At 34.6% G+C, this 24,539-nt stretch carries 25 protein-coding genes and 1 riboswitch; of the genes, 18 read left to right on the top strand and 7 right to left on the bottom strand.

Annotated elements, in window-relative coordinates:
• The first annotated feature begins 338 nt into the window (after positions 1-338).
• A complete protein-coding gene (locus tag NWE55_RS15865; protein WP_160340067.1) occupies positions 339-1,940 on the top strand; it encodes an ABC-F family ATP-binding cassette domain-containing protein in 1,602 nt (533 codons plus the stop codon).
• A 40-nt stretch (positions 1,941-1,980) separates the two neighbouring features.
• Here NWE55_RS15865 and NWE55_RS15860 read toward each other — a convergent pair whose 3' ends face one another.
• Both NWE55_RS15860 and NWE55_RS15855 read right to left on the bottom strand, forming a co-directional pair.
• A complete protein-coding gene (locus tag NWE55_RS15860) occupies positions 1,981-2,445 on the bottom strand; it encodes a GNAT family N-acetyltransferase (protein WP_155092877.1) in 465 nt (154 codons plus the stop codon).
• 19 nt (positions 2,446-2,464) lie between these two features.
• Entirely contained in the window at positions 2,465-2,926 is a 462-nt protein-coding gene (locus tag NWE55_RS15855) for a GNAT family N-acetyltransferase (RefSeq protein WP_155092878.1), read from the bottom strand.
• Between the two features lie 246 nt (positions 2,927-3,172).
• On the opposite strand from NWE55_RS15855, the gene NWE55_RS15850 reads away from it, so the two are divergent.
• Positions 3,173-4,039 (top strand): GNAT family N-acetyltransferase, encoded by an 867-nt coding sequence (locus NWE55_RS15850; protein ID WP_258204412.1) that lies wholly within the window; start codon positions 3,173-3,175, stop codon positions 4,037-4,039.
• Between the two features lie 692 nt (positions 4,040-4,731).
• Here NWE55_RS15850 and NWE55_RS15845 read toward each other — a convergent pair.
• Together NWE55_RS15845 and NWE55_RS15840 are read right to left on the bottom strand one after the other, a co-directional pair.
• Complete coding sequence (locus tag NWE55_RS15845) at positions 4,732-5,373, bottom strand: porin family protein (protein ID WP_258204411.1); 642 nt, start codon at positions 5,371-5,373, stop codon at positions 4,732-4,734.
• A gap of 336 nt (positions 5,374-5,709) precedes the next feature.
• The gene (locus NWE55_RS15840; protein WP_258204410.1) at positions 5,710-6,315 is read right to left on the bottom strand and encodes a porin family protein; all 606 of its coding nucleotides are present in this window, start codon (positions 6,313-6,315) and stop codon (positions 5,710-5,712) included.
• A 205-nt stretch (positions 6,316-6,520) separates the two neighbouring features.
• Between NWE55_RS15840 and NWE55_RS15835 the strand changes: the two genes are divergently transcribed.
• The 11 genes from NWE55_RS15835 to fabG all read left to right on the top strand — a co-directional run bounded on the left by NWE55_RS15835 (position 6,521) and on the right by fabG (position 16,449).
• Positions 6,521-8,314 carry an ABC transporter ATP-binding protein gene (locus tag NWE55_RS15835; RefSeq protein ID WP_258204409.1) on the top strand — a complete coding sequence of 598 codons (1,794 nt, stop codon included), beginning with the start codon at positions 6,521-6,523 and terminating at the stop codon, positions 8,312-8,314.
• 289 nt (positions 8,315-8,603) lie between these two features.
• Positions 8,604-9,398 carry an AraC family transcriptional regulator gene (locus NWE55_RS15830; protein ID WP_258204408.1) on the top strand — a complete coding sequence of 265 codons (795 nt, stop codon included), beginning with the start codon at positions 8,604-8,606 and terminating at the stop codon, positions 9,396-9,398.
• Positions 9,399-9,479: 81 nt separating this feature from the next.
• Positions 9,480-9,881 carry a RidA family protein gene (locus NWE55_RS15825; RefSeq protein WP_258204407.1) on the top strand — a complete coding sequence of 134 codons (402 nt, stop codon included), beginning with the start codon at positions 9,480-9,482 and terminating at the stop codon, positions 9,879-9,881.
• Positions 9,882-10,266: 385 nt separating this feature from the next.
• Entirely contained in the window at positions 10,267-10,491 is a 225-nt protein-coding gene (locus NWE55_RS15820; protein WP_155092884.1) for a DUF2798 domain-containing protein, read from the top strand.
• A gap of 3 nt (positions 10,492-10,494) precedes the next feature.
• Complete coding sequence (gene ribB / locus NWE55_RS15815; protein ID WP_258204406.1) at positions 10,495-11,148, top strand: 3,4-dihydroxy-2-butanone-4-phosphate synthase; 654 nt, start codon at positions 10,495-10,497, stop codon at positions 11,146-11,148.
• Between the two features lie 9 nt (positions 11,149-11,157).
• On the top strand, positions 11,158-11,730 hold the full coding sequence (locus tag NWE55_RS15810; RefSeq protein ID WP_155092886.1) for a Crp/Fnr family transcriptional regulator: 573 nt from the start codon (positions 11,158-11,160) through the stop codon (positions 11,728-11,730).
• A gap of 386 nt (positions 11,731-12,116) precedes the next feature.
• Positions 12,117-12,605 (top strand): RNA polymerase sigma factor, encoded by a 489-nt coding sequence (locus NWE55_RS15805; protein ID WP_258204405.1) that lies wholly within the window; start codon positions 12,117-12,119, stop codon positions 12,603-12,605.
• The gene (locus NWE55_RS15800; protein ID WP_258204404.1) at positions 12,595-13,203 is read left to right on the top strand and encodes a hypothetical protein; all 609 of its coding nucleotides are present in this window, start codon (positions 12,595-12,597) and stop codon (positions 13,201-13,203) included. The genes NWE55_RS15805 and NWE55_RS15800 overlap by 11 nt, the downstream gene beginning before the upstream one ends.
• 226 nt (positions 13,204-13,429) lie before the next feature.
• Positions 13,430-13,924: a hypothetical protein gene (locus NWE55_RS15795; RefSeq protein ID WP_155092889.1), complete on the top strand. Its 495-nt coding sequence runs from the start codon at positions 13,430-13,432 to the stop codon at positions 13,922-13,924.
• 241 nt (positions 13,925-14,165) lie between these two features.
• Positions 14,166-14,270: riboswitch (SAM-I-IV-variant riboswitch) on the top strand.
• Between the two features lie 62 nt (positions 14,271-14,332).
• Positions 14,333-15,634 (top strand): Na+/H+ antiporter NhaC family protein, encoded by a 1,302-nt coding sequence (locus NWE55_RS15790; protein WP_160339118.1) that lies wholly within the window; start codon positions 14,333-14,335, stop codon positions 15,632-15,634.
• A gap of 68 nt (positions 15,635-15,702) precedes the next feature.
• Positions 15,703-16,449 (top strand): 3-oxoacyl-[acyl-carrier-protein] reductase, encoded by a 747-nt coding sequence (gene fabG, locus NWE55_RS15785; protein WP_155092891.1) that lies wholly within the window; start codon positions 15,703-15,705, stop codon positions 16,447-16,449.
• Between the two features lie 80 nt (positions 16,450-16,529).
• On the opposite strand, the gene NWE55_RS15780 is transcribed toward fabG, so the two are convergent.
• Positions 16,530-17,519 carry a diaminopimelate dehydrogenase gene (locus tag NWE55_RS15780; RefSeq protein WP_155092892.1) on the bottom strand — a complete coding sequence of 330 codons (990 nt, stop codon included), beginning with the start codon at positions 17,517-17,519 and terminating at the stop codon, positions 16,530-16,532.
• Positions 17,520-17,744: 225 nt separating this feature from the next.
• Between NWE55_RS15780 and NWE55_RS15775 the strand changes: the two genes are divergently transcribed.
• From NWE55_RS15775 to NWE55_RS15765, 3 genes are all read left to right on the top strand, one after another.
• Positions 17,745-18,284, top strand: a complete 540-nt coding sequence (locus NWE55_RS15775; RefSeq protein ID WP_155092893.1) for a hypothetical protein — start codon at positions 17,745-17,747, stop codon at positions 18,282-18,284.
• Positions 18,285-18,576: 292 nt separating this feature from the next.
• Positions 18,577-19,365, top strand: coding sequence for a class I SAM-dependent methyltransferase (locus NWE55_RS15770; protein ID WP_258204403.1), 789 nt, complete (start codon positions 18,577-18,579; stop codon positions 19,363-19,365).
• A 62-nt stretch (positions 19,366-19,427) separates the two neighbouring features.
• The gene (locus tag NWE55_RS15765; protein WP_155092895.1) at positions 19,428-19,976 is read left to right on the top strand and encodes a putative glycolipid-binding domain-containing protein; all 549 of its coding nucleotides are present in this window, start codon (positions 19,428-19,430) and stop codon (positions 19,974-19,976) included.
• A 39-nt stretch (positions 19,977-20,015) separates the two neighbouring features.
• On the opposite strand, the gene NWE55_RS15760 is transcribed toward NWE55_RS15765, so the two are convergent.
• Positions 20,016-20,927 carry a DUF6048 family protein gene (locus tag NWE55_RS15760; protein WP_166520720.1) on the bottom strand — a complete coding sequence of 304 codons (912 nt, stop codon included), beginning with the start codon at positions 20,925-20,927 and terminating at the stop codon, positions 20,016-20,018.
• Positions 20,899-21,417 carry a DUF6452 family protein gene (locus NWE55_RS15755; RefSeq protein WP_166520721.1) on the bottom strand — a complete coding sequence of 173 codons (519 nt, stop codon included), beginning with the start codon at positions 21,415-21,417 and terminating at the stop codon, positions 20,899-20,901. The genes NWE55_RS15760 and NWE55_RS15755 overlap by 29 nt, the downstream gene beginning before the upstream one ends.
• 235 nt (positions 21,418-21,652) lie before the next feature.
• Here NWE55_RS15755 and NWE55_RS15750 point away from each other — a divergent pair, with 235 nt between their 5' ends.
• Together NWE55_RS15750 and NWE55_RS15745 are read left to right on the top strand one after the other, a co-directional pair.
• Positions 21,653-23,188, top strand: coding sequence for an L-lactate permease (locus NWE55_RS15750; protein ID WP_155092896.1), 1,536 nt, complete (start codon positions 21,653-21,655; stop codon positions 23,186-23,188).
• Positions 23,189-23,398: 210 nt separating this feature from the next.
• Positions 23,399-24,529, top strand: a complete 1,131-nt coding sequence (locus NWE55_RS15745) for an aspartyl protease family protein (protein ID WP_258204402.1) — start codon at positions 23,399-23,401, stop codon at positions 24,527-24,529.
• Positions 24,530-24,539: the final 10 nt, after the last annotated feature.

Below are 24,539 nucleotides of genomic sequence, written 5' to 3'. Positions count from 1 at the left end.
GAAAATACTTTAGGTTGTCAATTAGTCTTAAAAGAGATAATTACTTTCTCATTTTGGCGAATTTAATTTAAAAAAGTAATATTTATAAATAAAAGTATTAAATTTGCGACAGTATTAATTAAAACATAGTTTAAATGTATATAGCTGAGTAAAGATTGGTTGTTTAACCAATTAAAGTGAGCTTTCACTATCAAAGAGGTTAAAAGATTCTTTAATTGAAGATATGGATTCTCTGTATTTTCTCAATACTCAGCAATATGTGATTAATTGTATTTGACCGTGAGGTAATGGTATACGGGCCATTGGTTAGGTATTTAATTAAATAATTTTAGTAAACTATGGTTTTAAGTATTTCAAACTTATCCTATTCTCATTCTGATTATTCCCCTTTATTTAGCGATTTGAACTTTGTCTTGAATCGAGCAGACAAAATAAGTCTTATAGGTGATAATGGTACAGGTAAAAGTACCTTATTAAAATTGATTTCATCCGAAATTGCACCTCAACAGGGTACAATCGAGTTGACATGCTCTCTGTTTTATCTCAAGCAAAATAAAATAGATTTACACCATCAAACCATTGCAGAAGCTCTGGGGATAGATGTTAAGCTCAATGCCTTAAAAGCAATATTGTCTGGAAGTTCTTCTGCGGAACACTATGATCTATTAGATGACGATTGGGGGATTGAGGAGCGCGTTGAGCAAGCGCTGAATTATTGGGACTTAGCAGAAGTCGATTTGACCAGTAGTCTTGCCACTTTAAGTGGTGGCCAACAAACCAAGGTACAATTTGCGCGTATGATGTTGAGTCAAGCAGAACTCTTACTTCTGGACGAGCCAACCAATCACATTGATATAGCTACCAAGTTAAAACTTTACAATTACATTGAAAACTTCAAAGGAGCGATAATTATCGTGAGTCATGATCGAGCACTGTTGAATCAAGTACACCTCACTTACGAGTTAGTAAATGGAACTTTGGAGCGATATGGTGGAAATTTCAGTTTCTTTAAACAACAAAAAGAACTTAAGCTTGCTGCAATGAATAGACAGGTAGAACAAACTCAAAAAGAGTTAAAAGAAGTTGCAAGGGAAAAACAAAAGCAAGTAGAAAAACAGACTAAGGAAAAAGCAAAGAACAAACGCAATGAAAAATCTGCTGGATTGCCCAAGATTGTTATTAATGCCTTTAAGAATAAAGCGGAGAATAGCGCAGCCAAGTCATTAGATGTTCAACAGCGACGGGCAGATCAGATAAAGGGAAATCTAAGCGAGTTGCAGAGTCAACTACACAAAGAGAGTCTCTTTGATATTCGCTTTCCACAATCGAGAATAAGCAAAGGTAAATTACTGTGGAGGGCTTGTGATTTACAGTTTACATATGATCAAACAAACGTCTTTATTGAACCTCTTAGTTTCGATATCGTTGCAGGAGAAAGAACTAAGATAGTAGGAGATAATGGAAGTGGAAAATCAACGCTTTTTAAATTGTTAATGAGAGAACTATTTCCTTCAAGTGGAGAACTTGAGCACAGTCAGTCCCAGCCTGTAGTAGTCTATTTGGATCAACATTATGGGCTTTTGACAAGTGAATTAACATTGCAAGAGCAAATTGCATTTTACAATAAATTAAATAAGCCTTCAGTAGAAGTGAATAACTTATTGTTTCAATATGGACTCCACTTAGAACTATGGCAGAGAAAAGTAGCACTTTTAAGTGGTGGTGAAAAGCTTAAATTAGCATTGTGTTGTTTGACGTTAGCTTATGAGAATATTGATGTATTATTGTTAGATGAGCCGACAAATAACTTAGATATCAAGAGTACGGAGAGTTTGACAGCAGCATTAAATCAGTTTAACGGAACCATATTGGTTATCTCTCATGACACTGTTTTTTTACAGGATATGCATACTGATAAAGAAATTAACTTAAATAAGTAAACCAAAAGAGGTTGTTTCATTTGAAACAACCTCTTTTGGTTTAATCTAAACGCTGTCTCATCGATTGATTAAAATTAGTAAATCCTTCTCTCTCATATAATTTTTGTGCAGCAGTATTGGCAGTTAAGACATTTAATTCAAGATAATTTACTCCTTGTGACTTTGCCCAAGATTTTACTTGTTGTAAAAGAGCTTTTCCAATACCTAATCCACGGGAATCTGGATTGACAACGATATCCATGATGTACACTAATTTCTGTTGAACAAAACAGTTATACATAGGAGCATCTTGTTTTTGAACGATCACAAATCCTTCGACTTGTGTATCTTTTTCGAAAACGTAGATCAAAAAATTGTTCTCTTGATTAATCACACTTTTGACAAACTCATAATCTTGATCTGTTTCTTTCATATAGTTTGGCTCATAAATAGCCATTTGCTTGAATAGTTCACGATAGAGTAGTAGTATGCTTTGAATATCGGCGAGAGTCGCTGTTCTAATCATTCTCTTAGGTTTTAGTAATTCATAATTTGTATCTCATTACACTGTGTACAGTTTCAAATGATTCTTTGAGGTATAGTGCTTGTGCTTTACTATTTTCTCTTAGAACCAAAAGCTCAATATAATCCACTTTCTTTTCTTTGCCCCATTTTTTTACATTTTCAATCAATTCTTTACCCAGCCCTTTGTTTCGGAAACCTTCTTCTACATATAAATCTGCAAAATTCAGATAACGGTGGGATACATAGCATTCATAAGGTAAAGTTTCTTCAATGAATAGGGCGGCCATCCCTATGAGTTGGCCTTCATGCTCTACGACAATAAACTCAGCCTGGTCGCTTTTTATCGTTTCCTCAAGAAAGTCAACAGCGGGCAAGTCAGCCTTAAAGTAATATGGTTGATACACTTGTTGTGTTTTAAGTTGCTTCTGATATAGCAGTTGTAATTGCTCTATATCCGTTAGTTCTGCCACTCGTATTGTCATATTGTGTAAAGTATAATAAAGCTAATTTACTTCTTTTTTTCTTTTAAAATCATTGATAAATAGAGGTGTTTGCATCAGTAAGAGATGTAAAGGGGTATCGTTATTTTTAGCACCTTGATTATTTGTTAGTTACTTATGGAATAAGGGTAGGTGAGCGATTTAGTAAATAGAATAATTAGAGAGAACATATGAACAGATTTGTATAAAGCTATTATATTTGGAAACTAAGAATCAAAAGATATAGACATGAAATTATCGATTCAACTCGCAACTATAGACGATTTAGGGATGTTAACACAAACAGCGATGCTCTCGAAACAAGTATGGGGGTATAGCCAAGAACTTATGAATTTATGGAAGGAAGAATTGACTATCACAAAAGAAAACTTGATTAAAGCGCAAGTATATAAGTGTTTTGTTGAACAAGAGTATATTGGTTTCTTTGAGCTAAGAGGAAAAGGTGCTTATGTTACTTTAGAACATTTTTGGTTATTGCCCAAGTGTATAAATAAAGGATTTGGTAAAGAAATAATCAAACAAATTAAGGTCATGTCACATCAGCTTGGTTTTAAGTATATCGAAGTATATGCAGACCCTAATGCTAATTTATTCTATGAGAAAATGAGTGGTGTTTGTGTGAAACAAATTTTGACTAAAGTACCTGGTAGGATGATGAATATCTATCATCTTCCTGTAGTAGAGCAACAATGGGTAGATTTGCATACTGTAGGATTGGTCGTTGTTGAAGAAGGTAAGCTGCTATTGGCGTACAGCAACAATAAGAAAGCTTGGTATTTGCCAGGTGGTAAGATAGATCAAGGAGAAGAAAGTAAGGTTGCTCTAATACGAGAAGTAGAAGAAGAATTAAGCCTTAGTATGAATAGTGATCGATTACAATATTTTGTCCATATCATTGCTCCAGCCTATGGAGAGAAACTCAATATCATGATGCAACAAGATTGTTATGTGTATGAGTTAAGAGATGAGAAGATAAAAGCTACTAATGAAATCGGGGCAGTGAAATACTTTAGTTTTGAAGATTATAAGAAGGAAGAAGTCCAGGTACCGGGAGTACTAATGGTATTTGAGGTATTAGGCTACACAAAGTCGTAAGACTTAGTGTCGGTTCCGCAAAGTTTCCTGACTTTGCACTAAAGTTATCTATAACTTGGAAGCGTATAGCTCATAGTCGTGGGACTTAGCACAGTGTTGTAGGTATATTGCTTACAGTCGCAAGATTTTGTACAGTGGGTATAGAAAACTGATTCTAAAAGAGTTGTTTTATTTCGTATATTTGATATAAACATTTCTCAATTATTCGTTTTAGTATCTGATAACTTTTATCATCTAATGTATACTAAACAAAGAAATAATTAGTTTCTTTCTATATTTAAAAAACACCATATATCTATGTGGTAAAATTCTCATTTTTTACAATTTATAAATTCTTGAAAAGCGTGCTACGCGTGTGTTGTTCGGTGTTTCTTCGGAAAAACACTACTTTTTCCAATGTTTAGCGAGTAATCCCCGAATAATCTCCGAACAAATGACATGAAGAATGGTTGTGCTTCCCGTTTTTACTGGTTTTGATCTTAGTTCGGCAGATGTCGAACCGCTGTTTTGGATATGATTTGTAAGTTCAATTTGAGAACAGTAAAAAAGACAATTAGTAAGAGAAGAACAGGAGGTTTATTGCATTAATCAAATAATAGTTAGAGGTCATAATAAATAGGCTAAATAGGCTATTATAAAAAAAGGGACTTCTTTTTTAAAGAAGTCCCTTTATAGCTATTTTGCAGGAATAATTAGAATTTATACCCTACAGATAATTGAGATACTTGATTCTTAGAAGAAGCTCCTTCTTTGTTAATTGAACTTAGACCTATATTAGCACGAAGATCAAAGAATACCCCAATTGGTAGTTCATATCCTATACCAAAATTTAATCCAAAGTCCACTTTATTCATCATCTGTTTTATTGAAACACTATGATTGTTTGCAGAAATACCAGCTTCAGGAATTTCAACTTTGTCATAATGTAGTTTTGCTGTAGTCAAGAAACCTATTTGAGGTCCTGCTTGTAGGTTTAAACCTTTCCACACATAATATTTAGCCATAATAGGTAAAAGAATGTAGTTTTGTTTAAACGTTCCTTCTACCTTTACTTCCCTAAATTCTAATAATCCATCATCATAGCTACCTGCACCATCAAATTTAGCTCCTTGACCTGAATATAATAATTCAGGTTGAATTGAAAATTTTTCAGTAATTGGAATTTCAGCGACAGCTCCAATGTGGAAACTGGTACGCGTTGAAAGCCCGTCAGCATTTGAAAACTTAGATTCGTTTAAACCTACTTTAGCTCCAAATTTAATTTCTTTTTCTTGTGCATTTGCAGCAAAGCCGATAGTTAGTACTGCAATTAAGGATAAAGTAATTTTTTTCATGTTTGTTTAATTGTTAATTTTTTGCAAAAGTATTTAAAAATTATTAACAAAAAACAAGAGAAGTTAAAATAGGTGAATTTTTACTTTTATTCTATGTATAATCTTTTTTTTGTGAATGTATAATTTGGTGATATTGCGTTTCTGTTATCTGTGGTTTAGGAGTGTTTAAGTATATGGCTCAAAGTCGTGAGGCTTTGTGCAGTGTCCATGCATAGCAGCTAATATATGAGCAGTATTGCTTCTGAAAAGAAGATCAACAGACAATATTGTTAGATCTTAAAAAAATAAAGGTTCTTACCACGTGATAAGAACCTTTATAGTTATGTTTAAATAGGATTAGAATTTATACCCTACAGATAACTGGAATACTCCGTTTTTTGCTTTTACTGTTTCTCCTTCAATTTTTTTAGTAACATTACTAAGACCAAGGTTGTAACGTGCATCAACAAATAGACCAAGTGGTAATTCATAACCTAAACCAAAGTTAAGGCCAAAATCAAAAGTTTTGATTACATCTTTTATATCTTCTCCAGCGCTTTTAGCAGCTACATTAAAAGCAAATTGAGGACCTGCTTGTACGTTTAAACCTTGGAAAATATAATATTTTGCCATAACAGGGATTGTGATATAATCCAGCTTTGTTGTATAAGTATTACTTGTTGTAATAAAAGTATTATCATTATAATACTCATCAATATCATCGAATTTCAGACCTTGAGCAGAGTATAATAATTCAGGCTGTATTGAAAACTTTTCATTGATAAAAATTTCAGCTACAGCTCCAATATGGAATGCTGTTCTTGTATCACCATTAGCATCACTTCCGTTTATGTTTGCAAAGTTAACCCCTGCTTTTGCTCCAATCTTTACGTCTGGAGTTTGTGCATTAGCTGTTAGACCAATTGCTAAAGCAGCAACTAAGGATAAAGTAATTTTTTTCATATTTCTATAAGTGTTAAAATTTTAGCAAAATTAAACTAATTTTTAATTAAAACAATATTAAAAGTTAAATGTGATAGCCTTTACTTATACTGTCAAAATATGACTCTTTATTTCATCACTAAAAATCGATATAGTTAAAAAGTATTATTATTTTTTATTGACCTAAATCAATACTTTCTATTTAGAACAATTCTATCTTTGCAGTATGAATTTGATAAAAATACTTAAACAGATAAAACCTTTTGTAATGCCTTATAAAAGGTTAATAATAGGAACTTTAGTATTGACGGCAGTGGGCTCTTTTGCCGTTCAGGTAAACGCTTTGATTATTCGCCATATGGTGGATACTTTAAATGAGGTAGTTACTGGGGTACAAGACTTGGCTTGGGGATATAAGATGCTGTTGTTTAGTAGTGTGGTGTTAATCGCAAAAGAAATAATCAATGCTTTTATACAGTTTGGGCAGAAGTTTTTCGGAGAGAAATTGCGTATTTATGTCTCAAGAGATATTTCTCAATTGATTGTTACCAAGATATTGACGTATCGCATGGCGTTTTATACCTCTGATGAGAATGACAGTGGAAAATTACAAACTCGTATTGACCAAGGGATAGGGAGTATTACTCGTCTTATACAGAATTTCTTTATCGATATATTACCACTTTTTGCCAATGCTATTGTGGCATTAGTGTTTATTTATACTGCTAATGTCTATGTGGGACTGGTTAGTACTGCTATGATTCCTTTGTACTTTTATGTCAGTCAGTTACAGGCGAGTAAGCTAAAAGGGTTTAGACGAAAAATGCGTAGCTTTAGAGAAAATAAAAACAATGGGATTATCTCTTTAATCAATTCTATTACGGTAATTAAGTCGTTCGTCAGAGAACCTTTAGAAGCCGAAAAGCATGAAGCAATTCAATATGATATGACAGAGAATCAATTGCAAACAAGACGTATGAGTTTTGTATTTGATGCTGTAAAGGGGTTCATTGAACAGTTTGGGCTTGTGGTGATTATTCTGATGACAGCCTATTTCGTATTAAAAGGTGATATGACTGTTGGGGCGATTATGTTTCACGTTCTGTTATTTAATAACGTGACAGCGCCTATTAGACAACTTCACCGTATTTATGACGATGTAAATGATGCCATGATTTACTCAGAGAGTTTCTTTGAAATCATTGAGGCTGAGCACGAGGTAGAAATCACTGGTACCTATGTGCCTACACAAATAAAAGGTAAGATAGAGATAAAGAATGTCTCTTTTGACTATCCAAACGGGACAAATGCTTTGAAAGAGGTGTCTATGGTAATAGAACCCAATAAGACTACTGCATTAGTAGGGCTTAGTGGGGCTGGTAAGAGTACGGTGATTAACTTACTGGATAAGTTTTATGCACCTACATCAGGGCAAATCTTCTTAGATGGTGTAGACCTAAGAGAATACGATACTAAGGAATTGCGTAAACACATAGGGCTGGTACTGCAAAAGAATCATATCTTTCAAGGGAGTATTGCTGAGAATATCCGCTATGGAAATCCGCATGCTACGATGGAAGAGGTGGAATTAGCTGCTCAGAAAGCGTATATCCACGAGCAGATTACTGAGTTGCCTCAGGGGTATGAGTCTGATGCTCGCTTACTCTCAGGTGGACAGCAACAGCGTATCGCTATCGCTCGTTTGTTTTTAAAAGATCCCGCTATTATATTTTTAGACGAGCCTACTGCCAGTTTAGATGCGATTGCTACAGAGCAAATCAAGAAAAGTCTGGATGCGATTAAGGAAAACAGAACAGTGATTATCGTCTCACACAGTATCTCTCAGATTATCGATGCGCATGATATCGTGGTTATGGAAAAGGGAAGAGTGGTAGAGAATGGTAAACACGAGGACTTGTATGAGAATAAAAGTACGTATTACGATATCTTTTCTGCTATGGCTAATAGCTTAAATTTGGAAAAAATATCTCAGACTTTACATCAAGAGGGAGGAAACTGAGAACAGAGAACAGGAAACAGGAAACAGGAGGACCGAGCGTGAAGAAAATGTCCGGTGGACATTTTTAGCGATGGGGCCAGGCGGCGCGGTGGCAGTGTAGAAACGGAAAACGGGGAGGACCGAGCGTGAAGAAAATGTCCGATGGACATTTTTAGCGATGGGGCCAGATGACGCGGTGGCAGTGTGGAAACGGGAACGGAAATAGTATATAAAATTAGGTTATGTTATGTATAGGAGTCACTGCGTATGCAGTGGCTTTTTTTTATCTTTGTCATTAAAGTATGTACTGATGTATTATCATGAAATAGCCCCTATATTACCTTTAAGACCTTATGTCCAGTATTTTTGGGTGTTAGAAGATACTATGGAAAGTACAGAGGTTAGGAACTTTAAGATTATTCCCGATGGAGTACCTGCTTTGATTTTTCAAGATAGTCCTAATCTATTTACTGATGTTCAGGGTAAGCTTATTCCAAAATTGTACGTGTATGGGCAGTTTAATCAGTATACAGAGGAAAGAATTTCTGGAGCGTTTAGAGTTATAGGGGTTTATCTGTATCCTACGGCATTAAAAGCACTATTTGGCATTGATGCCAATGAGTTTGCTAATCAGAATATTCCCTTAGAAGAACTTGTACATCAACCCATTTTGGAGAAGTTGGTCAATGCCAGAACAGTAAGAGAGAAGATAGTAATCATCAGTCAATTTTTAGTTCAGCAATTACAGAATCAAAAAGGAAATGCCGATAAGGCAAATTACGTTTCTAATCTGTTACAATATGGCAAGTCATTAAAGGAGGTGCAGCAAGAAATGAATATCTCAGAGCGAACGCTGGAGCGCTTAGTGAAGCAGTATGTAGGTATGTCTCCTAAAGTGTACTCGCGTATTATACGCTTTCAGGCAAACTTAAACCTCTTGCGTGAATCAAGTTTTAAGTCTTTAACGGAGCTTACGTACGAGAGTGGGTATTTCGACCAATCGCATTATATCCGTGAGTTTAAGACATTCACAGGTAGTACTCCAAAGCAATATCTATTAGATACACAAGAACAGCTACTCAATTTTCCTGAGTTTAAAAAGTAATTCTATTCTTGTCGGTTTTATACAATTTTTAATGATCAACTCCTTATAGTTTTGTTTTTCAAAATAATTAAAAATATTAAGATGAAAAACATGAAGGAAGTCAAAAGAGTAAACCCAACGACTTTATCAAGTCCTGTGGGGAGGTATTCACATGTGACGATAGTGCCTAAGGAAGCGACAATCTATACATTTTCAGGTCAGATAGGTACCGATAAAGAAGGGCGTATCCCCCTGGTGTTTAATGAGCAGGTAGATAATACGTTTGCGAACATAAGAGCTTTGTTAGAAAGTCAGGGTTTGAGCAGTCAAGATGTTATTAAGGTTAATATTTGGTCTACAAAAGAAATTGACTGGGAGTATTTTGACAAAGTGTGGGAAGAACTATTTGAAGGAAGTCATCCATCTATGACAATTGCTTATATTACTGCATTGGGTCTATCAGAGATAGATATCGAAATAGAGGTGTGGGCAGCTGCTATTTAGGCAACGGAAAACTGGAGGACCGAGCGTGAAGAAAATATCCGGTGGACAGTTTTAGTGGAGGGGCCAGGTGGCGTGTTGGCGATTTAGGGAACAGGGAACGGGAGGACCGAGCGTAAAGAAAGTGTCAGGTGGACAGTTTTAGCGATTTAGGGAACGGAAAACGGAAAACGGGGAACGGAAACAATATATAAAATTAGTTTATGTTATGTATAGGAGCCACTGCGTATGCAGTGGCTTTCTTGTTTTAAGAATGTAAGTCGTTAAGCTTAGTTGAGAATTGTTTCTATTTGTAAAGAACGTTTCCTTCTTTTTTGACTTATGTCAATGTTTGAGAGTGTTGAGAAGAAGACCTTTGTCCTATCACAAATCACAAAATAGAGATAAAATGGATAAAAAGTTTTATAAGTATATCAATACTTTATTTGTCGTCGTGCCAATGACTTTAATTATGGCATTTGTAGGCTTAATACGCAATTATGGTTTTGGAGAAAACTGGGTTTTACTCTTCTTAAAATCCTGGAGCACCATGATTCCCGTGGCTTATTTAGCAGCTTTTGTCATTATTCCTAAAGCACGCACTATAACTGAATCAATAACTAAAAAAGAATAAAGAATGAGTCAAGAATTAACTCTAAATCACTTTGGGTGGGATAGTCAAGAGAGAGTAGAACGAGCAATTAGCAACTTAAAAAGTGGGAAAGGTGTTCTATTACTGGATAATGAAGATAGAGAGAATGAAGGGGATATAATATTTTCAGCCCACTTGATGAGCGAAAAAGATATGGCAATGATGATTCGATATTGCAGTGGAATTATTTGTTTATGCTTGACAAATGATAAAGCAGATGAGCTTGAATTACCTTATATGGTTGAACAAAATAGTAGTCGTTTTCAGACTCCCTTTACCATTACTATAGAAGCGAGCAAAGGAGTAACAACAGGATTGTCTGCAGCAGATCGATTAACAACTGTAAGAGCAGCAGCAAACAAAGATGCGGTACCAGGGGACTTAGCTCGTCCAGGACACATCTTTCCGTTAAGAGCAAAGAATGGAGGAGTTTTAGAGCGCAATGGTCATACGGAAGGAAGTATTGACCTTATGAAGTTAGCTGGTTTACCTCCTCAAGCAGTATTGTGTGAGTTAATGAATGACGATGGGACTATGGCAAGGTTACCTGAGGTATTGACTTTCGCTCATGAACATAAAATGACAGTTTTGACCATAGCAGATTTAGTTTACTATCGTACCTTTGTTTTACAAGATTAATGATATGAAATGAAAAATTTAATAACATACCTACAAAATAGTGTTGAGTTTACTGATGAGGAGTTAGATAAGGTTCTTTCTTATTTTCACTATGAGAAGTATGAGAAAGGAGTGCAGTTAACTAATTCTGGTACTAATAGTCATAAATTGTATTTTGTGTCTAAGGGATGTGTTCGAATTTTTTATATTAATGAAGCAGGACAAGATGCTACTCGCTATATTGCGTTTGAGAATCAGTTTGCAACTGCATTAGTGAACTTTATAGATAATTCAAGTTCTTATGAATACTTGCAAACCTTAGAAGTGACAGAAGCTTATTGGATTACGCATAACGATTTTTATAACCTATTGGAATCTATGCCTAAGTGGGAGAAATTCTATAGAAAGTACCTTGAGTTAGCTTATCTGAATAATACTGCACGACATTTCGAAATGGTAACTATGGATGCAAGTGAACGATACAAACGATTACTAAGTCAAAATCCTATAATTGTTAGGAGGTTGCCGAATAAGATTGTCGCTACTTATCTTAATGTTTCTCAAGAAACGCTAAGTAGAATCAAATCAAAAGTATTAATTTAATTTTCTTAATTCCTCAAATGCAACTTGCCTTGGGGAATTTTTTATGTATATACCCCTTCTTGGGTAGGATGCACTTCTTATCTATATGTTATTTTAAGTGAGGTTCATGAAAAAGTTGATGCGAATACAGCATGAAAGAAATAGTTCTTTAATATAGAACAATCACTTGATCTGGTATATGAAATCAATGAACAATCATAATCTTAGCGTAGATAAAAGAACTCTAATCGAATTTATTTTAAGCATAGGTTGTAAGTAATCTATGCTTTTTTATTCATTCTCTAAATCAGTTAACATTTCGAAGGCATAGTTAAGTAGATCATTTGTAATTTAGTTGTAACATATTTCCATACTGTGTATCTAAATGACAAAACCAATCAAAACACATGAGTAAGTATAAAGAATTATTTGAGTCGCTCTATGAACAATATTGGCAGCGAATTTATCGATTGGCATTAGGATATGTTAATGATGCGGATTTGGCTAAAGATATAGCACAGGAGACTTTCGTTAATGTGTGGAATCAGTTGCCCAAGTTTAGAGCTGATTCAGGCTATGGTACGTGGATATACCGGATCACTGTAAATATCTGTTTAAGACAAATAGAACGAAGTAAAAAAGTTATTCCTGATGAAAGCGAGATAAGACAGAGCAAAAGTGTAGAGGAGGAGTACAAAGAAACCAATACTCAGATACTCTATCAAGCGATTAGTGAATTAAGTGAGCTGAATAGAATTATTATTTCGCTGACTTTAGAAGGGGTGGATCAAAAACATATTGCTGATGTGACAGGACTTACACATGCTAATGTGCGTACTCGAGTACATCGTATTAAAGAAGAACTATATCAAAAACTCAATAACTATGGAAAGTAATCAAGTAAATTTAGAACAGCTCTGGGCTACTCCGAGAGTAGAACACAGCGATATTAAGGAAGTTTATCAGTCTATAGATACCTATCGTTTAAAGAAAGTAAAGATGAATTGGGCTCTGGCTATAATAGGCGTGTCTACTATAGGCTGGATCATTGGAATTTATATATGGTTATTAGACACTGAGTTTGCTGGAAGTTTATGGGTGATTTTGGGATCTCTATGTTGTGGAATAACGATGATGTTGTTTATGTTTAATTATTATCGCTTAAATAGCTTAATGCCAGAATCTATATTAACACAGTCAACAAGTGATTATATTGCGTTGCTAACGAAAGAAAAGAAGCAACAATTACAATTGTCAAAGGTATGGATGAATGTATATATCGTTACTCTCATAACTGGGATAGCTATCTTTACTTATCCGTTTATTGTAAAGATTGATTCTGCAATTGTGGGAGGAAAGAATATTGTATTGATGGGTTATTATATTGTATTAGGGATCTGGGCTGGCGTGAATATGTATTGGAACAAAAAGATGAATACAAAAAAGATAATAAAATTAGAGCAAATGATTAGCTCTCTACAAGCTATTAAATAAGAAAAGTAAAGTCGCTTTAATTGTAGGGATTCTCCCAGCAAAGTCTCGAACGGTAGTTGTTTTTCTGTAATTTACGCTTCCAGTATTGCTTTTTTGAATAAGGTTCTAAATGATTGATGTAGTATCAGATAGTGAAAGGAAAGGTTGAATTATACTTATTAGAAATCTTTTAACTTTTATCTCCTTGTAAATTACAGTAGCTTTGACTTTTTAAAATAGAATAAATATGAAAAAAGTGTTGCTTTCAGCTGCTTTTGTATTAGCTATATCAGTTACTACATTTGCACAATCAACTCCAAAGAATGCCATTGGTTTGCGTTTTGGAGGAAATAGTGGATTAGGTACAGAGATAACTTATCAAAGAAAGTTAGCTAAGAACAATCGATTAGAATTAGATTTAGGTTGGAGAACTCGCCATGATGTAGATGCTTTTAAAGTAACAGGTATCTATCAATGGATGTGGAATATTGATCAAGGATTCAATTGGTATGCTGGTGCTGGTGCTGCAGTGGGAACTTGGAACTATTCTGAAAATATCAGAGGTAAAAGATATTCTGATAATGGTACTTTCGGTTTGGTAACGGGTACAATAGGAGTGGAGTATAACTTTGATTTTCCTCTGCAAATATCATTAGACTTAAGACCTGAAATATATTTGAATGACTCTTATAGAAATGGTCTTTATACTGATTTAGGTTTGGCAGTGCGCTATAGATTCTAAATTTTAAAAACACCTGAAAGCGATTTAAAATATACAGTCATCTTTTACTTGTTAAAAGATGACTTTTTTATTGAAGAGAAGTCGATGTTTGGCCTTTCTTTGAAATAGCTCACTGAAGTAATTAGGTATTTGCAAAAAAAGTGCTTTGGTTGAGGTAATGATGAAGTGGCGATGTAGATAGCCTTAAGATTAAAATAGAGGGGTGTTTTTGATATTAAAATTTTAAAGGCTATATTTGCACTCAAATTATCAAGAATTTTTTAGTCAAATACTAAAGAATAGCAACCTGCAACAACAAGCAAGGTGCTGCAATCGATAAGCCAGAAATGGAAAAAATGTTGTTTACTTCACAAGTAAGTATTATTTCTATCAGATCTGGCAAGTAATTTGTAAACCTTCAATTATTTAATTTACAGTATGTCAGAGAACAAGTTTTACACTTTTATTCCATTTTTCGTTTTCATAGCCATCTTTTTAGGTTCAGGTATCCTATTGGGCGGATTTTATATGATGCCGTCACCTATAGCTATTTCGGTGGGGATTATTACCGCGTTTTTATGTTTTTATAAAACATCAATGAATGATAAGGTGATATCTCTTATTAACGGATGCGGAGATAGTAAGGTAATTACGATGTGTATTATCTATTTATTGGCTGGAGCTTTCGCAGTTGTAACTAATGCGATAGGAGGTGTAGATGTTATGGTGAATATTGGACTTAGCTTTGTCCCTGTAGAGTACTTGGCAATAGGAATATTTGTCATTGCGTGTTTTTTATCCTTGTCTATTGGTACTTCCGTAGGTACTATTGTTGCGCTTGGGCCAATTGTAGTTGGTTTAGCAGAGAAGTCAGGAACATCTATGGGACTTCTATGTGGTACACTATTAGGAGGGGCTATGTTTGGGGACAATCTCTCGTTGATTTCAGATACAACTATTACTGCGACACAAACAGTAGGTTGTCAAATGAAGGATAAGTTCAGAGCGAATTTTAAGTTGGCTTTTCCAGCGGCAATTGTTACTCTGATAATCCTCGTATTTATGACAGGGAGTGAGAGTACTATTGTTTTTGAACTTGGGGATACAAGTAACTTTTGGGTTGTTATTCCCTATGTCTTAATTATTGTCTTAGCCCTACTGGGTGTACAAGTATTTGTAGCCTTATTTATTGGTATTGTTGTCGCAGGGTGTATTGGATTGATGCAAAGTGATTTTGATGTATTGGGATTTGCTAAGTTAACCTACGAAGGTTTTGTATCGATGAACGAAATCTTTTTATTGTCAATGCTTACAGGTGGATTAGCAAAGATGGTAGAAGATCAAGGTGGGATTGATTGGTTGTTAAGACAAATGAAAAAACTGATGAAGTCCCCTAAGGGAGCGGAATTTGGTATTGCTGGTTTGGTATCCTCAATAGGAGTTTGCCTTGCCAATAATACGGTATCTATCCTTGTAGCAGGTAATTTAGCAAGAGATATTGCTACAGAATACAAGTTAGATAGGCCGAGAGTGGCGTCCATTTTAGATATTTTTGCATGTATTGTGCAAGGAGTACTTCCTTATGGTGCTCAGATCTTAATATTATTGGAGTTCACCAATGGGAAGATTGATTATATTGATTTGATGAAGTATTCTTATTACTTTGTTTCTCTGTTAATTATCACTCTTTTTTATATGGTTTTTTTAAGAAAGCGCGTACAAATAGCATAAAATATGAATCAGAAAATACAAATTGTTTATATTTGTCCTTGGTTCAAATACAAAAATTGGATTTACACATGAAATTATTAGAAGGTAAAATCGCTATTATCACTGGTGCTACAAGAGGAATCGGTAGAGGAGTAGCTAAGGCATTTGCAGAACATGGTGCGAATGTTGCATTCACATATAGTTCTTCAGCTCAAGCAGCAGTGGAATTAGAACAAGAATTAGCAGCTTTAGGTGTTAAAGCAAAAGGATATCAATCTAATGCAGCAGAATATGATGCAGCAGAGAAATTGGTAGAGGAGATTTTAAAAGAGTTTGGAAACATTGATATTTTGATTAATAACGCTGGTATTACTAAAGATAACTTATTAATGAGAATGTCTGAAGCAGATTTTGATGCAGTAATTCAAGTAAACCTTAAGTCAGTGTTTAATATGACGAAAGCTGTTCAACGAACAATGTTGAAAAACAGAAAAGGGTCTATTATCAATATGAGTTCTGTAGTTGGAGTAAAAGGAAATGCAGGACAAGCAAACTATGCTGCGTCTAAAGCAGGAGTTATCGGGTTCTCTAAATCAATCGCTTTAGAGTTGGGATCTCGTAATATCCGTTGTAACGTAGTTGCTCCAGGATTTATTGAAACAGAGATGACAGGTGCTTTACCAGAAGACGTAGTAAAAGGATGGAGAGATGCTATTCCTTTAAAACGCGGTGGTACACCAGAAGATATTGCAAATACATGTGTATTCTTAGGTTCTGATATGTCTGCTTATATCACTGGTCAAGTGATTAATGTAGACGGAGGAATGCTTACATAAGATTCACTTCAATATACAATAAAACAAAAGGCTATCTAATTATTAGATAGCCTTTTGTTTTTATATAAGCCTTGTAAATTTTACAATAAGTTAGCTCTTAATTCTTCAGCTGATTTTGGAGATAAAGCTCCAAGTGGAATATCAAATACTGTAACTGCTCCAGTATGTCCTTGTTTAGCTTGTTTGTAAACAGCGCGTGAAAAGGCAACTAAAACACTGGCAGTAAATTCTGGATTACTTTCTAAGGTAAGGCCAAATTCGATATTTTGTTTTGTTTGTTCACCAGTCAATCCAGAACGGAATACTTTACCTCCATGAGGCATTGCAGAGTGGTTTGCTTTAAGCTCTTCTTCTGATATAAAGTGCACGGTAGTGTTGTAATCAGCAAAGTAATTAGGCATCGTCTTAATACTGTTTTCTATGACAGATTTATCTGATCCCTCTTGCGCAACAACGTAGCATACACGTTCGTGTTTTTCAGCTGTTGTTAATACTGGGTTTTCCCCTTGTCTAACTCGTTCTAAGGCAGTTTCAATAGGGATTGTATATTGTACCCCCGCTTTTACTCCCTCGATGCGTCTGATGGCATCTGAGTGTCCTTGACTCAGTCCTTTCCCCCAAAAAGTATACGTTTCCCCTTGTGGTAGAATACTCTCACCTAAAACTCTAAGCATTGAGAAGAGCCCAGGATCCCACCCTGTAGAAATAAGACTTAAAGTATGGTGCTCTTTAGCTACTTTATTTACGGTGCTAAAGAATTCAGGAATTTTTGCATGAGTATCAAAACTGTCAACTGTATTAAACCATTGAGCAATATATGGCACTTGCTGAGGTAGATCTGTTGAAGAACCTCCGCAAATAATCATGACATCTACAATGTTTCTATAGTCGGTAATTTTATCTATGTGTACAGCCTTTGCGGTAGTGTCAATTTCTTTAGGATCTCGTCTTGTAAAAATAGCAACGAGCTCCATGTCTTTATTTTGTCTTATTGCAAGTTCAACTCCTTTTCCTAAATTTCCATAACCAACAATACCTATTTTAATAGGGTTATTATAAGCAGTATTCATATTTCTATATTTGTTTTTTTAAGTAATGATCTTATTGGTAAATGTGTTTTTCACTCAATAAGGGGCTAATTTACTTAATTCTTTTAGAGTTTGCAGTAATTCTAAAAGAGAAAATAGCAGTTGTATCTTACTTTATCCGAAATCTGAACAGCGCTAAATACTTTGTTTACATTATAGGTTGTGTGTATTTTTTTGTAAATTTAACAAACTAAAATGGACGCTTGTATGAAAATAGGAAATGACACAATAGGAATTTCTTTAGCAGATAAGATAAAGCTATTTATTTTTAACTTCCTTATATATGTATTGTTAATCTTACTATTGGATTGGTTTTTTGACGGAACAATTAAATCATGGGATGTTTATCTTCTGAAGGGAATTATTTACAGTATATTGTTTACAGGTATCATTTATTTTACTCTAAAAACAATGACCAAAAGAGTTGCTACAAAACTGCAAATACCCTTGGCAGAAGGTGAAGAACTTGAGGCTCATGGCGTAGCAAATATGTTTATTGGGAAAGAAGCAGTTGGTGGGAAATTGGGAATTACTCCCGAAGCACTTATTTTTCACTCTCACAAGTTTAATATGTCAACGGGAACGGTGCGTATAAACTATGATATGATTAAAGCAGTTAAGCCTACCAGGATAATGTGGTTAATTAACACAGGGATCAAAGTTTATTTAAAAGATGGAGATAGCTTTGTCTTTGTTGTTAGCGATAGAAAAGTTTGGTTAGAACTGATTGCAAAAAAGTTGAACTAAGGCGTAGGTATATATAGTAAGGCTACTGAAAGCTTTAGGAAATGGTACATTTCTTAAAGCTTTTTTTTGTCTTTAAGTATAACCTCTTTTGGAAATTAATTCAACAATTTTGTCCTTTTTTGAAGTATTTTGTCATTTATGTATTTTCTTTGTACTTTAAAATAGTAATCATTAAAAAGCAATGTCAATAATGGATATTACAATCTAACATAGTATAATAGAGATAATCACAGGCATTATTTCTATTAAAAGTTCATATAAGTAAGTAGGACAATTAATTAATAGAAAGAATATGCAAGAAAATAATAAATATACTCAACACAATGAAGCTGCTTGGGATAAACAAGCATTAGCTAATGTTCAATGGTCACAACCTGTGTCAAAAGAAGTGGTAGAAAGAGCCAAACAGGGGGAGTGGGAATTATATGTATTACCAACTCCAATAAACAAAGAATGGTTGGGCAATCTACAAGGTAAAAGAGTTTTATGTCTTGCCAGTGCTGGTGGTCAGCAAGGGCCTGTATTAGCCGCAGCAGGTGCAATAGTTACTGTTTTAGACTTATCTACAGAACAGTTAAATAAAGATAAGTTTGTTGCAGAGCGAGATGGTTTAACCATTGAATTGGTTCACGGAAGTATGACAGATCTATCTATGTTTGAAGATCAGACATTTGACTGTATTGTACATCCTATTTCTAATCACTATATCGAGAGTGTGATTCCAGTATGGAGAGAATGCTATCGCGTATTAAAGATGGGAGGTAGTCTAATTAGCAGTTTTTACAACCCAGTTGTTTATATACACGATAGAGATCAACGCTTTGCCAAGGATCAAGTAATCAAGCCAAAGTATAGAATCCCTTTCGCTGACTTAAAGGATTTTACAGCCGACGAAATTAAGAATAAACAAGATAAAGGGGAAGCTTTTGTCTTTGGGCATTCACTACAGGATTTGATTGGTGGTCAATTAGATCAGGGGTTTGTGATTAAGGCCTATGAAGAAGCTTTTCAACCGAATCCTCGCTTTGTTGTAGATCCTTTTATTCCAACTTTCATCGCTACATTGGCTTTGAAAATCTAATATGAAATCGTTTTTTTTATTGTATCTTGTACTTAGTAATTTGTACGAAATAAGAAAGAAGTATGGATAAAAACACAACATGGATAGGTGAACAACACTTGTCAATTGAACGATGTAAAATCATATCAAAAGAGAATAGTTATCACGTTAAAGGTGAGTTGGTTGGGAATAAAAACAATCAAGTTTACGGCGTGGATTATCAGATTGTCGTGGATGAGAATTGGGAAACGAGATTTTTCTCAATAGAAACACGTACTGGTCATAAGAATAATTTTATTAATGCTCATAAAATTAATGGCTTATGGATGATTGATGAAATGGATCGTCCAGAGTTTAACGAATGTTTAGACATTGATATAGCTATAACTCCTTTTACTAATACAATACCAATCAATCGACTGAAACTTGCTGTAAATGCAACAGCAGAAATTACGGTGATCTATATAGACCCTATTGATGGTAGATTAGTACCGATGTTGCAACAATATACACGACTAAGTGATTCTCGTTATTTCTACAAAAACTTGGGAACTGAATTTGAGTCTGAGATTGAAGTAGATGAAAATGGCATTGTTCTAAATTATCCTGGATTGTTTAAAGCTATCATATAAAAACAAAGCGCACTGTAAAGTGCGCTTTATTTTTATTCTTTATTTCAACTGTTTCTTATTGTTTTCAATCATTTTTAAGTCTTCAGATTGACTACTATTATCTTCAGTGTTCACTTTATTACCTTCCAAATCATATTTTACATCAGATTCTATAGGAGCAGTATTTTTGTGTTTCTTTGATTTATAAAGTGGGATAAAATAGGTGATTGTATAATTAAATCCAACTCCTATAGCTCCACTGTGTTTTTTATTAAAACCGGGAATATAAAGGTTCTCAAATTGATCTGGCTGTTTTTGACTAACTAATCCATTTAACCTTAAAGTAAAGCCCATAAAAACATTGTTAAACATTTTTGCTTGAATTCCCGTGACAAATTCTACCCAATGTGCAGATAAGCCACTAAACTTTTCATTTGGTCTGATCTCTTGATTTGGGAAATAGGGATCTGTAGTATAGATTCTGTACCAATCTAAAGTCTGTGAGAAACTGCTAAATCCATATCTAAACCCTACAAAAATAGCATTTTCTTCATCTAACCAATTGTCATATACATTGTAGTTCGCTCCTAATCGGATATAGTTACCTTTAGTTGTGAAGCCATACGTACTTTCATTTCTCTCTAACTTATCTGTTCCTATTTCTGCAGCAGCCCACCAATTTTTATTGAGTCGATAATCTCCTGTAATCTCAAAACCCTGATAAGTTTTGTCATAGAATCCACGAGTTAAGCGAAACAAATCTACTCCAACACGCAATCCAAAACGCTGCGGGAATACTGCTGGTGTTTCTTGTTTGGAGGTTATTTGAGGTGTAGTCTCCACGATTTCAATTTTCGTAGGAGGGGCAATACTATCATTTTTACTTTCAATGACTTCTTTCTCTTGTGCAAAAACGGATAAAGCACAAAGAAATATACTTCCTTTAATAATAGATTGTAAAGTGTGCTTCATCTTGATTTAAAATTTCATTTGTTTCTGTAATATACAATTGAATCCAGTTGCCTTCTGTTCTTTCTTTATCTCCATTAAGTAGAGGAGAAGTTCCATCTTGGTTCAATGAGAAAGTAGATACATATCCACAAGCTTTGTTTAAATAACTTGTATTGATTTTGTATTTATAAGTTAAGGTATCACTAAGTACGTAAGTTTCTTCTTGCTCGCGTATTGTTCGAGATAAAACCCAACTTGTCTCCGGTTGATCTAAGCGAAGAGGGAGCACTAATTTATTGCCAGAAGATGCAATCTTTTGTTCTTCAAAACCTAAAGCATAGGCTTCAATGCGCTCTGTACGGGGAATATCTTGATCTTCATAATTGAAAAACTCAATTAAGAAACTCGGTGTAGTTGCTTCTGTTTCAGCGCAAATATCATCTTTCTCACAAGCAACAAAACTTAAGGAGCCTATTAAAATAGCGATAGATGCATATAAAATTCTTTTCATAGATTAATTCAAAGTCTATTTATGATTGCCAAAAATACTAAAAGTAATTCATAAGTCTTTAAAAATATTCTATAAAGGGTTGGCTGTAATTAGCAGTAGAATAAATACTAAATGAATAAATTATATTCAAAAAAAAGTAAAATATATAAAAATTTCAAAGATAAAATGACATTTTTCCTTATTTTGAAGGATTATTAGAATTATCTTTATAGAGCAAATAAAAAAAGATTGTAAAATGATTGAGAAAATTACAGCACTACAAGTAGTATTGGCAGTGATTCCCATTTTGCTGTTGATCATTCTCTTAGGAGTGATGAAAGTGTCGGGGCATATAAGTGCATTGATCACTTTAATAGCGACCGTACTTATTGGAATATTTGGTTTTGCCTTACCCTTTAGTGATACAGGGGTGGCAATAGCTTATGGCGTAGTCAAGGCTATGTTTCCGATCCTCCTTATTATTTTGATGGCAATTTACAGTTACAATGTTCAAGTACACACAGGTAAAATAGAAGTCATCAAACAACAATTTGCTGCTATATCAGAAGATAAAGCAGTTCAAGTACTTTTGTTGACATGGGGATTTGGAGGTTTGTTAGAGGGAATGGCTGGTTTTGGAACAGCTGTTGCTATACCTGCTGCAATCTTAATAAGTTTAGGATTCAAGCCCATTTTCTCAGCAGTAGCCAGTTTGTTAGCCAATAGTGTGCCTACTGCTTTTGGGGCTGTAGGGATTCCTGTTATTGTCTTGGCAGGTGAGGTGGATATGCTTGAGCAAATCACGAGTATCAGTGCAGATATTGTGGCACAATTAGCCGTCTTAATGTTCCTTGTGCCTTTCATGATTGTAACCCTTTCGAATCCTACTTGGAAAGCTGTTCCCAAGCATTTATTGTTGTCTTTTATTGTCGGAGCTACGTCATTAATTGTACAATATTATGCTGCTATATATATCGGTGCTGAAACTCCTGCAATTTTAGGAAGTATTGCAGCTATTATCGTGATTATATTATTTGGTAAGATTGCTGCGCTAAAACAGAAGCAGCCGAAGAAGGTATTGCCTTTTACTAAAAAAGAGCAGATGAGTGCGTGGAGTGTATATGGGTTGATTTTAGCTTTGGTGTTAATTACAAGTCCCTTATTTCCTGTTTCTACGTGGTTAAAAGCAAATGTGAGTATTTTTCAAAGCACCTTTAATTTTGAGATATTAGGGCAAGTTAAGAAACTGGGTGTTTATTGGTTAACCGATACAGGAGTATTAATTTTTATCAGTTCTGTCATTGGTGGATTGATACAGGGAGGTACTTTTAAGGGGTTAATGAAGTTATTGGGGGATACCGCTATTCAAATACAGAAAACGGTTCTGACGGTTTGTTGTCTTATTGCTCTGTCAACGATTATGGATGTATCAGGAATGATTACAGTATTGGGAGTAGCTTTGGCTACTGCTACAGGAGCATTCTATCCTTTCTTTGCTCCAGCAATTGGTGCAGTTGGTACCTTCCTAACGGGAAGTGATACGTCTTCTAATATTTTATTTGGTAAGTTACAAGGGTCAGTTGCCGATCAAATTGGCGCAGATAAGGGATGGCTTGCTGCAGCGAATACCACAGGTGCAACAGGTGGTAAAATTATCTCTCCTCAGAGTATAGCTGTAGCAACCACAGCGTGTAATGAACAAGGAAAAGAAGGACTAATACTCAAAAAAGCAGTCATCTTCTCCTTGCTTTATATTATTATAGCTGGCGTTATTGTGTATTTGGGGAGTTAAGTATAGAAATTAAGAGCCAGTAGGATTACACATAATCTTGTTGGATTAATTTAATAAGCATTTTAGACATTTTAGAGGAGAATTACTCGAAAGAGTAATTCTCCTTGTTTATTTTATATTCTTATTAATTAAAGTATTATTAAAATGTGAGAAAAGGTATAATTTATTATCTTGATATGCGTTAGTACAAGTATTAATTAGAAAAAATTAATGAGAAATAGATTTGCTTTTATTATAGCTTTTAGTGTGCTATTGTCGTTTGTATCAGGTTTTGCACAAACAATTCGATTGCCTTATCACGATAAAGGAGGCTGGATGCTCGTGGATTTAAAAGTCAATAATAAACCGATGACTTTTCTATTTGACACAGGTTGGGATGGCTTAGCTATTCGAGGTAGTCTGTTGGAGGATTTCTATTCAGGGGGACATATCGGGGTTGTAGATGCAAATAACGTAGCTAAACAAGTGGAAGTGATCCACGTTGATAGTATGAAGGTGGGGAATTATACCTTTCATCATTTGCCTTTTACTGACTTAGAACACTTTCCGATGTTGAAGGATCCTATTTTTGACTGTTATCAGATAGATGGGATTTTAGGTAATGTGATCTATCAAGACAAAATCTTAGAAATAGATCCGGTAAAGAAAGAGATTATTCTACAAGACTTTAATCCAGAAGTAATAGATAGGCTATTACAAGGAGGGTTCACGGAGGTAAAGAATCTAAATATGGGCTATTCTCCTCGTATGATTATTCCTATTAATATTAATAATTTAGAGCGTTACTTTTTATTAGATACAGGAGATAATAGCTATATCAGCATGAGTCTTGACAAAGACATACTAAAGACATTAGACAGGGACAAAGCTAATAAGTATTTGACTACTGGAAGTGTAGGTGCTTTTGGAATGGATGAATCGCTAAACTACACTTTGGTTTCCAATGGGAATACAATCACTATAGGAAAGCACAGTTTTAAAGAGGAGGAAATCACCATGTCTTTAAGCGAAAATACTTATCAGTTAGGCGTTGAGTTTATCAAGCAATTTCACTTGATTTACAGTCCGAATCGCGGTACTTTATTCTTAAAGAAAGTACAAGATACTAATGTAATCTCTACTTTAGAAAAAGTAGGGTATGGGATTGCATATATCGAAGGACAATATCGCATAGCTGCTATAGGTGAAAAGAACAAAAAGGTAAAGTTAGGAGATGTAGTGTTGGAAATGGATGGTGTATCGATGAGTAATCGCTGTGATTACCGAAAGTATATTCAGAATAAGAAAGAGGCTCCAACGTTAAAATTGCTAAGGGATAACAAGGTTGTCAAAATAAAGTAATTAGCTATTT

It is taken from the genome of Myroides albus, from assembly GCF_024722315.1.
GTDB classification, from domain to species: domain Bacteria; phylum Bacteroidota; class Bacteroidia; order Flavobacteriales; family Flavobacteriaceae; genus Flavobacterium; species Flavobacterium album_A.
Note: the sequence above shows the minus strand (reverse complement) of the source record. Positions and strands in the feature narration are given on the sequence as shown.

Excerpts from the sequence above, each read along its gene's own strand:
- NWE55_RS15865 (WP_160340067.1), top strand. The coding sequence starts at position 339 with ATGGTTTTAAGTATTTCAAACTTATCCTATTCTCATTCTGATTATTCC.
- NWE55_RS15860 (WP_155092877.1), bottom strand. The coding sequence starts at position 2,445 with ATGATTAGAACAGCGACTCTCGCCGATATTCAAAGCATACTACTACTC.
- NWE55_RS15855 (WP_155092878.1), bottom strand. The coding sequence starts at position 2,926 with ATGACAATACGAGTGGCAGAACTAACGGATATAGAGCAATTACAACTG.
- NWE55_RS15850 (WP_258204412.1), top strand. The coding sequence starts at position 3,173 with ATGAAATTATCGATTCAACTCGCAACTATAGACGATTTAGGGATGTTA.
- NWE55_RS15845 (WP_258204411.1), bottom strand. The coding sequence starts at position 5,373 with ATGAAAAAAATTACTTTATCCTTAATTGCAGTACTAACTATCGGCTTT.
- NWE55_RS15840 (WP_258204410.1), bottom strand. The coding sequence starts at position 6,315 with ATGAAAAAAATTACTTTATCCTTAGTTGCTGCTTTAGCAATTGGTCTA.
- NWE55_RS15835 (WP_258204409.1), top strand. The coding sequence starts at position 6,521 with ATGAATTTGATAAAAATACTTAAACAGATAAAACCTTTTGTAATGCCT.
- NWE55_RS15830 (WP_258204408.1), top strand. The coding sequence starts at position 8,604 with ATGTATTATCATGAAATAGCCCCTATATTACCTTTAAGACCTTATGTC.
- NWE55_RS15825 (WP_258204407.1), top strand. The coding sequence starts at position 9,480 with ATGAAAAACATGAAGGAAGTCAAAAGAGTAAACCCAACGACTTTATCA.
- NWE55_RS15820 (WP_155092884.1), top strand. The coding sequence starts at position 10,267 with ATGGATAAAAAGTTTTATAAGTATATCAATACTTTATTTGTCGTCGTG.
- ribB (WP_258204406.1), top strand. The coding sequence starts at position 10,495 with ATGAGTCAAGAATTAACTCTAAATCACTTTGGGTGGGATAGTCAAGAG.
- NWE55_RS15810 (WP_155092886.1), top strand. The coding sequence starts at position 11,158 with ATGAAAAATTTAATAACATACCTACAAAATAGTGTTGAGTTTACTGAT.
- NWE55_RS15805 (WP_258204405.1), top strand. The coding sequence starts at position 12,117 with ATGAGTAAGTATAAAGAATTATTTGAGTCGCTCTATGAACAATATTGG.
- NWE55_RS15800 (WP_258204404.1), top strand. The coding sequence starts at position 12,595 with ATGGAAAGTAATCAAGTAAATTTAGAACAGCTCTGGGCTACTCCGAGA.
- NWE55_RS15795 (WP_155092889.1), top strand. The coding sequence starts at position 13,430 with ATGAAAAAAGTGTTGCTTTCAGCTGCTTTTGTATTAGCTATATCAGTT.
- fabG (WP_155092891.1), top strand. The coding sequence starts at position 15,703 with ATGAAATTATTAGAAGGTAAAATCGCTATTATCACTGGTGCTACAAGA.
- NWE55_RS15780 (WP_155092892.1), bottom strand. The coding sequence starts at position 17,519 with ATGAATACTGCTTATAATAACCCTATTAAAATAGGTATTGTTGGTTAT.
- NWE55_RS15775 (WP_155092893.1), top strand. The coding sequence starts at position 17,745 with ATGAAAATAGGAAATGACACAATAGGAATTTCTTTAGCAGATAAGATA.
- NWE55_RS15770 (WP_258204403.1), top strand. The coding sequence starts at position 18,577 with ATGCAAGAAAATAATAAATATACTCAACACAATGAAGCTGCTTGGGAT.
- NWE55_RS15765 (WP_155092895.1), top strand. The coding sequence starts at position 19,428 with ATGGATAAAAACACAACATGGATAGGTGAACAACACTTGTCAATTGAA.
- NWE55_RS15760 (WP_166520720.1), bottom strand. The coding sequence starts at position 20,927 with ATGAAGCACACTTTACAATCTATTATTAAAGGAAGTATATTTCTTTGT.
- NWE55_RS15755 (WP_166520721.1), bottom strand. The coding sequence starts at position 21,417 with ATGAAAAGAATTTTATATGCATCTATCGCTATTTTAATAGGCTCCTTA.
- NWE55_RS15750 (WP_155092896.1), top strand. The coding sequence starts at position 21,653 with ATGATTGAGAAAATTACAGCACTACAAGTAGTATTGGCAGTGATTCCC.
- NWE55_RS15745 (WP_258204402.1), top strand. The coding sequence starts at position 23,399 with ATGAGAAATAGATTTGCTTTTATTATAGCTTTTAGTGTGCTATTGTCG.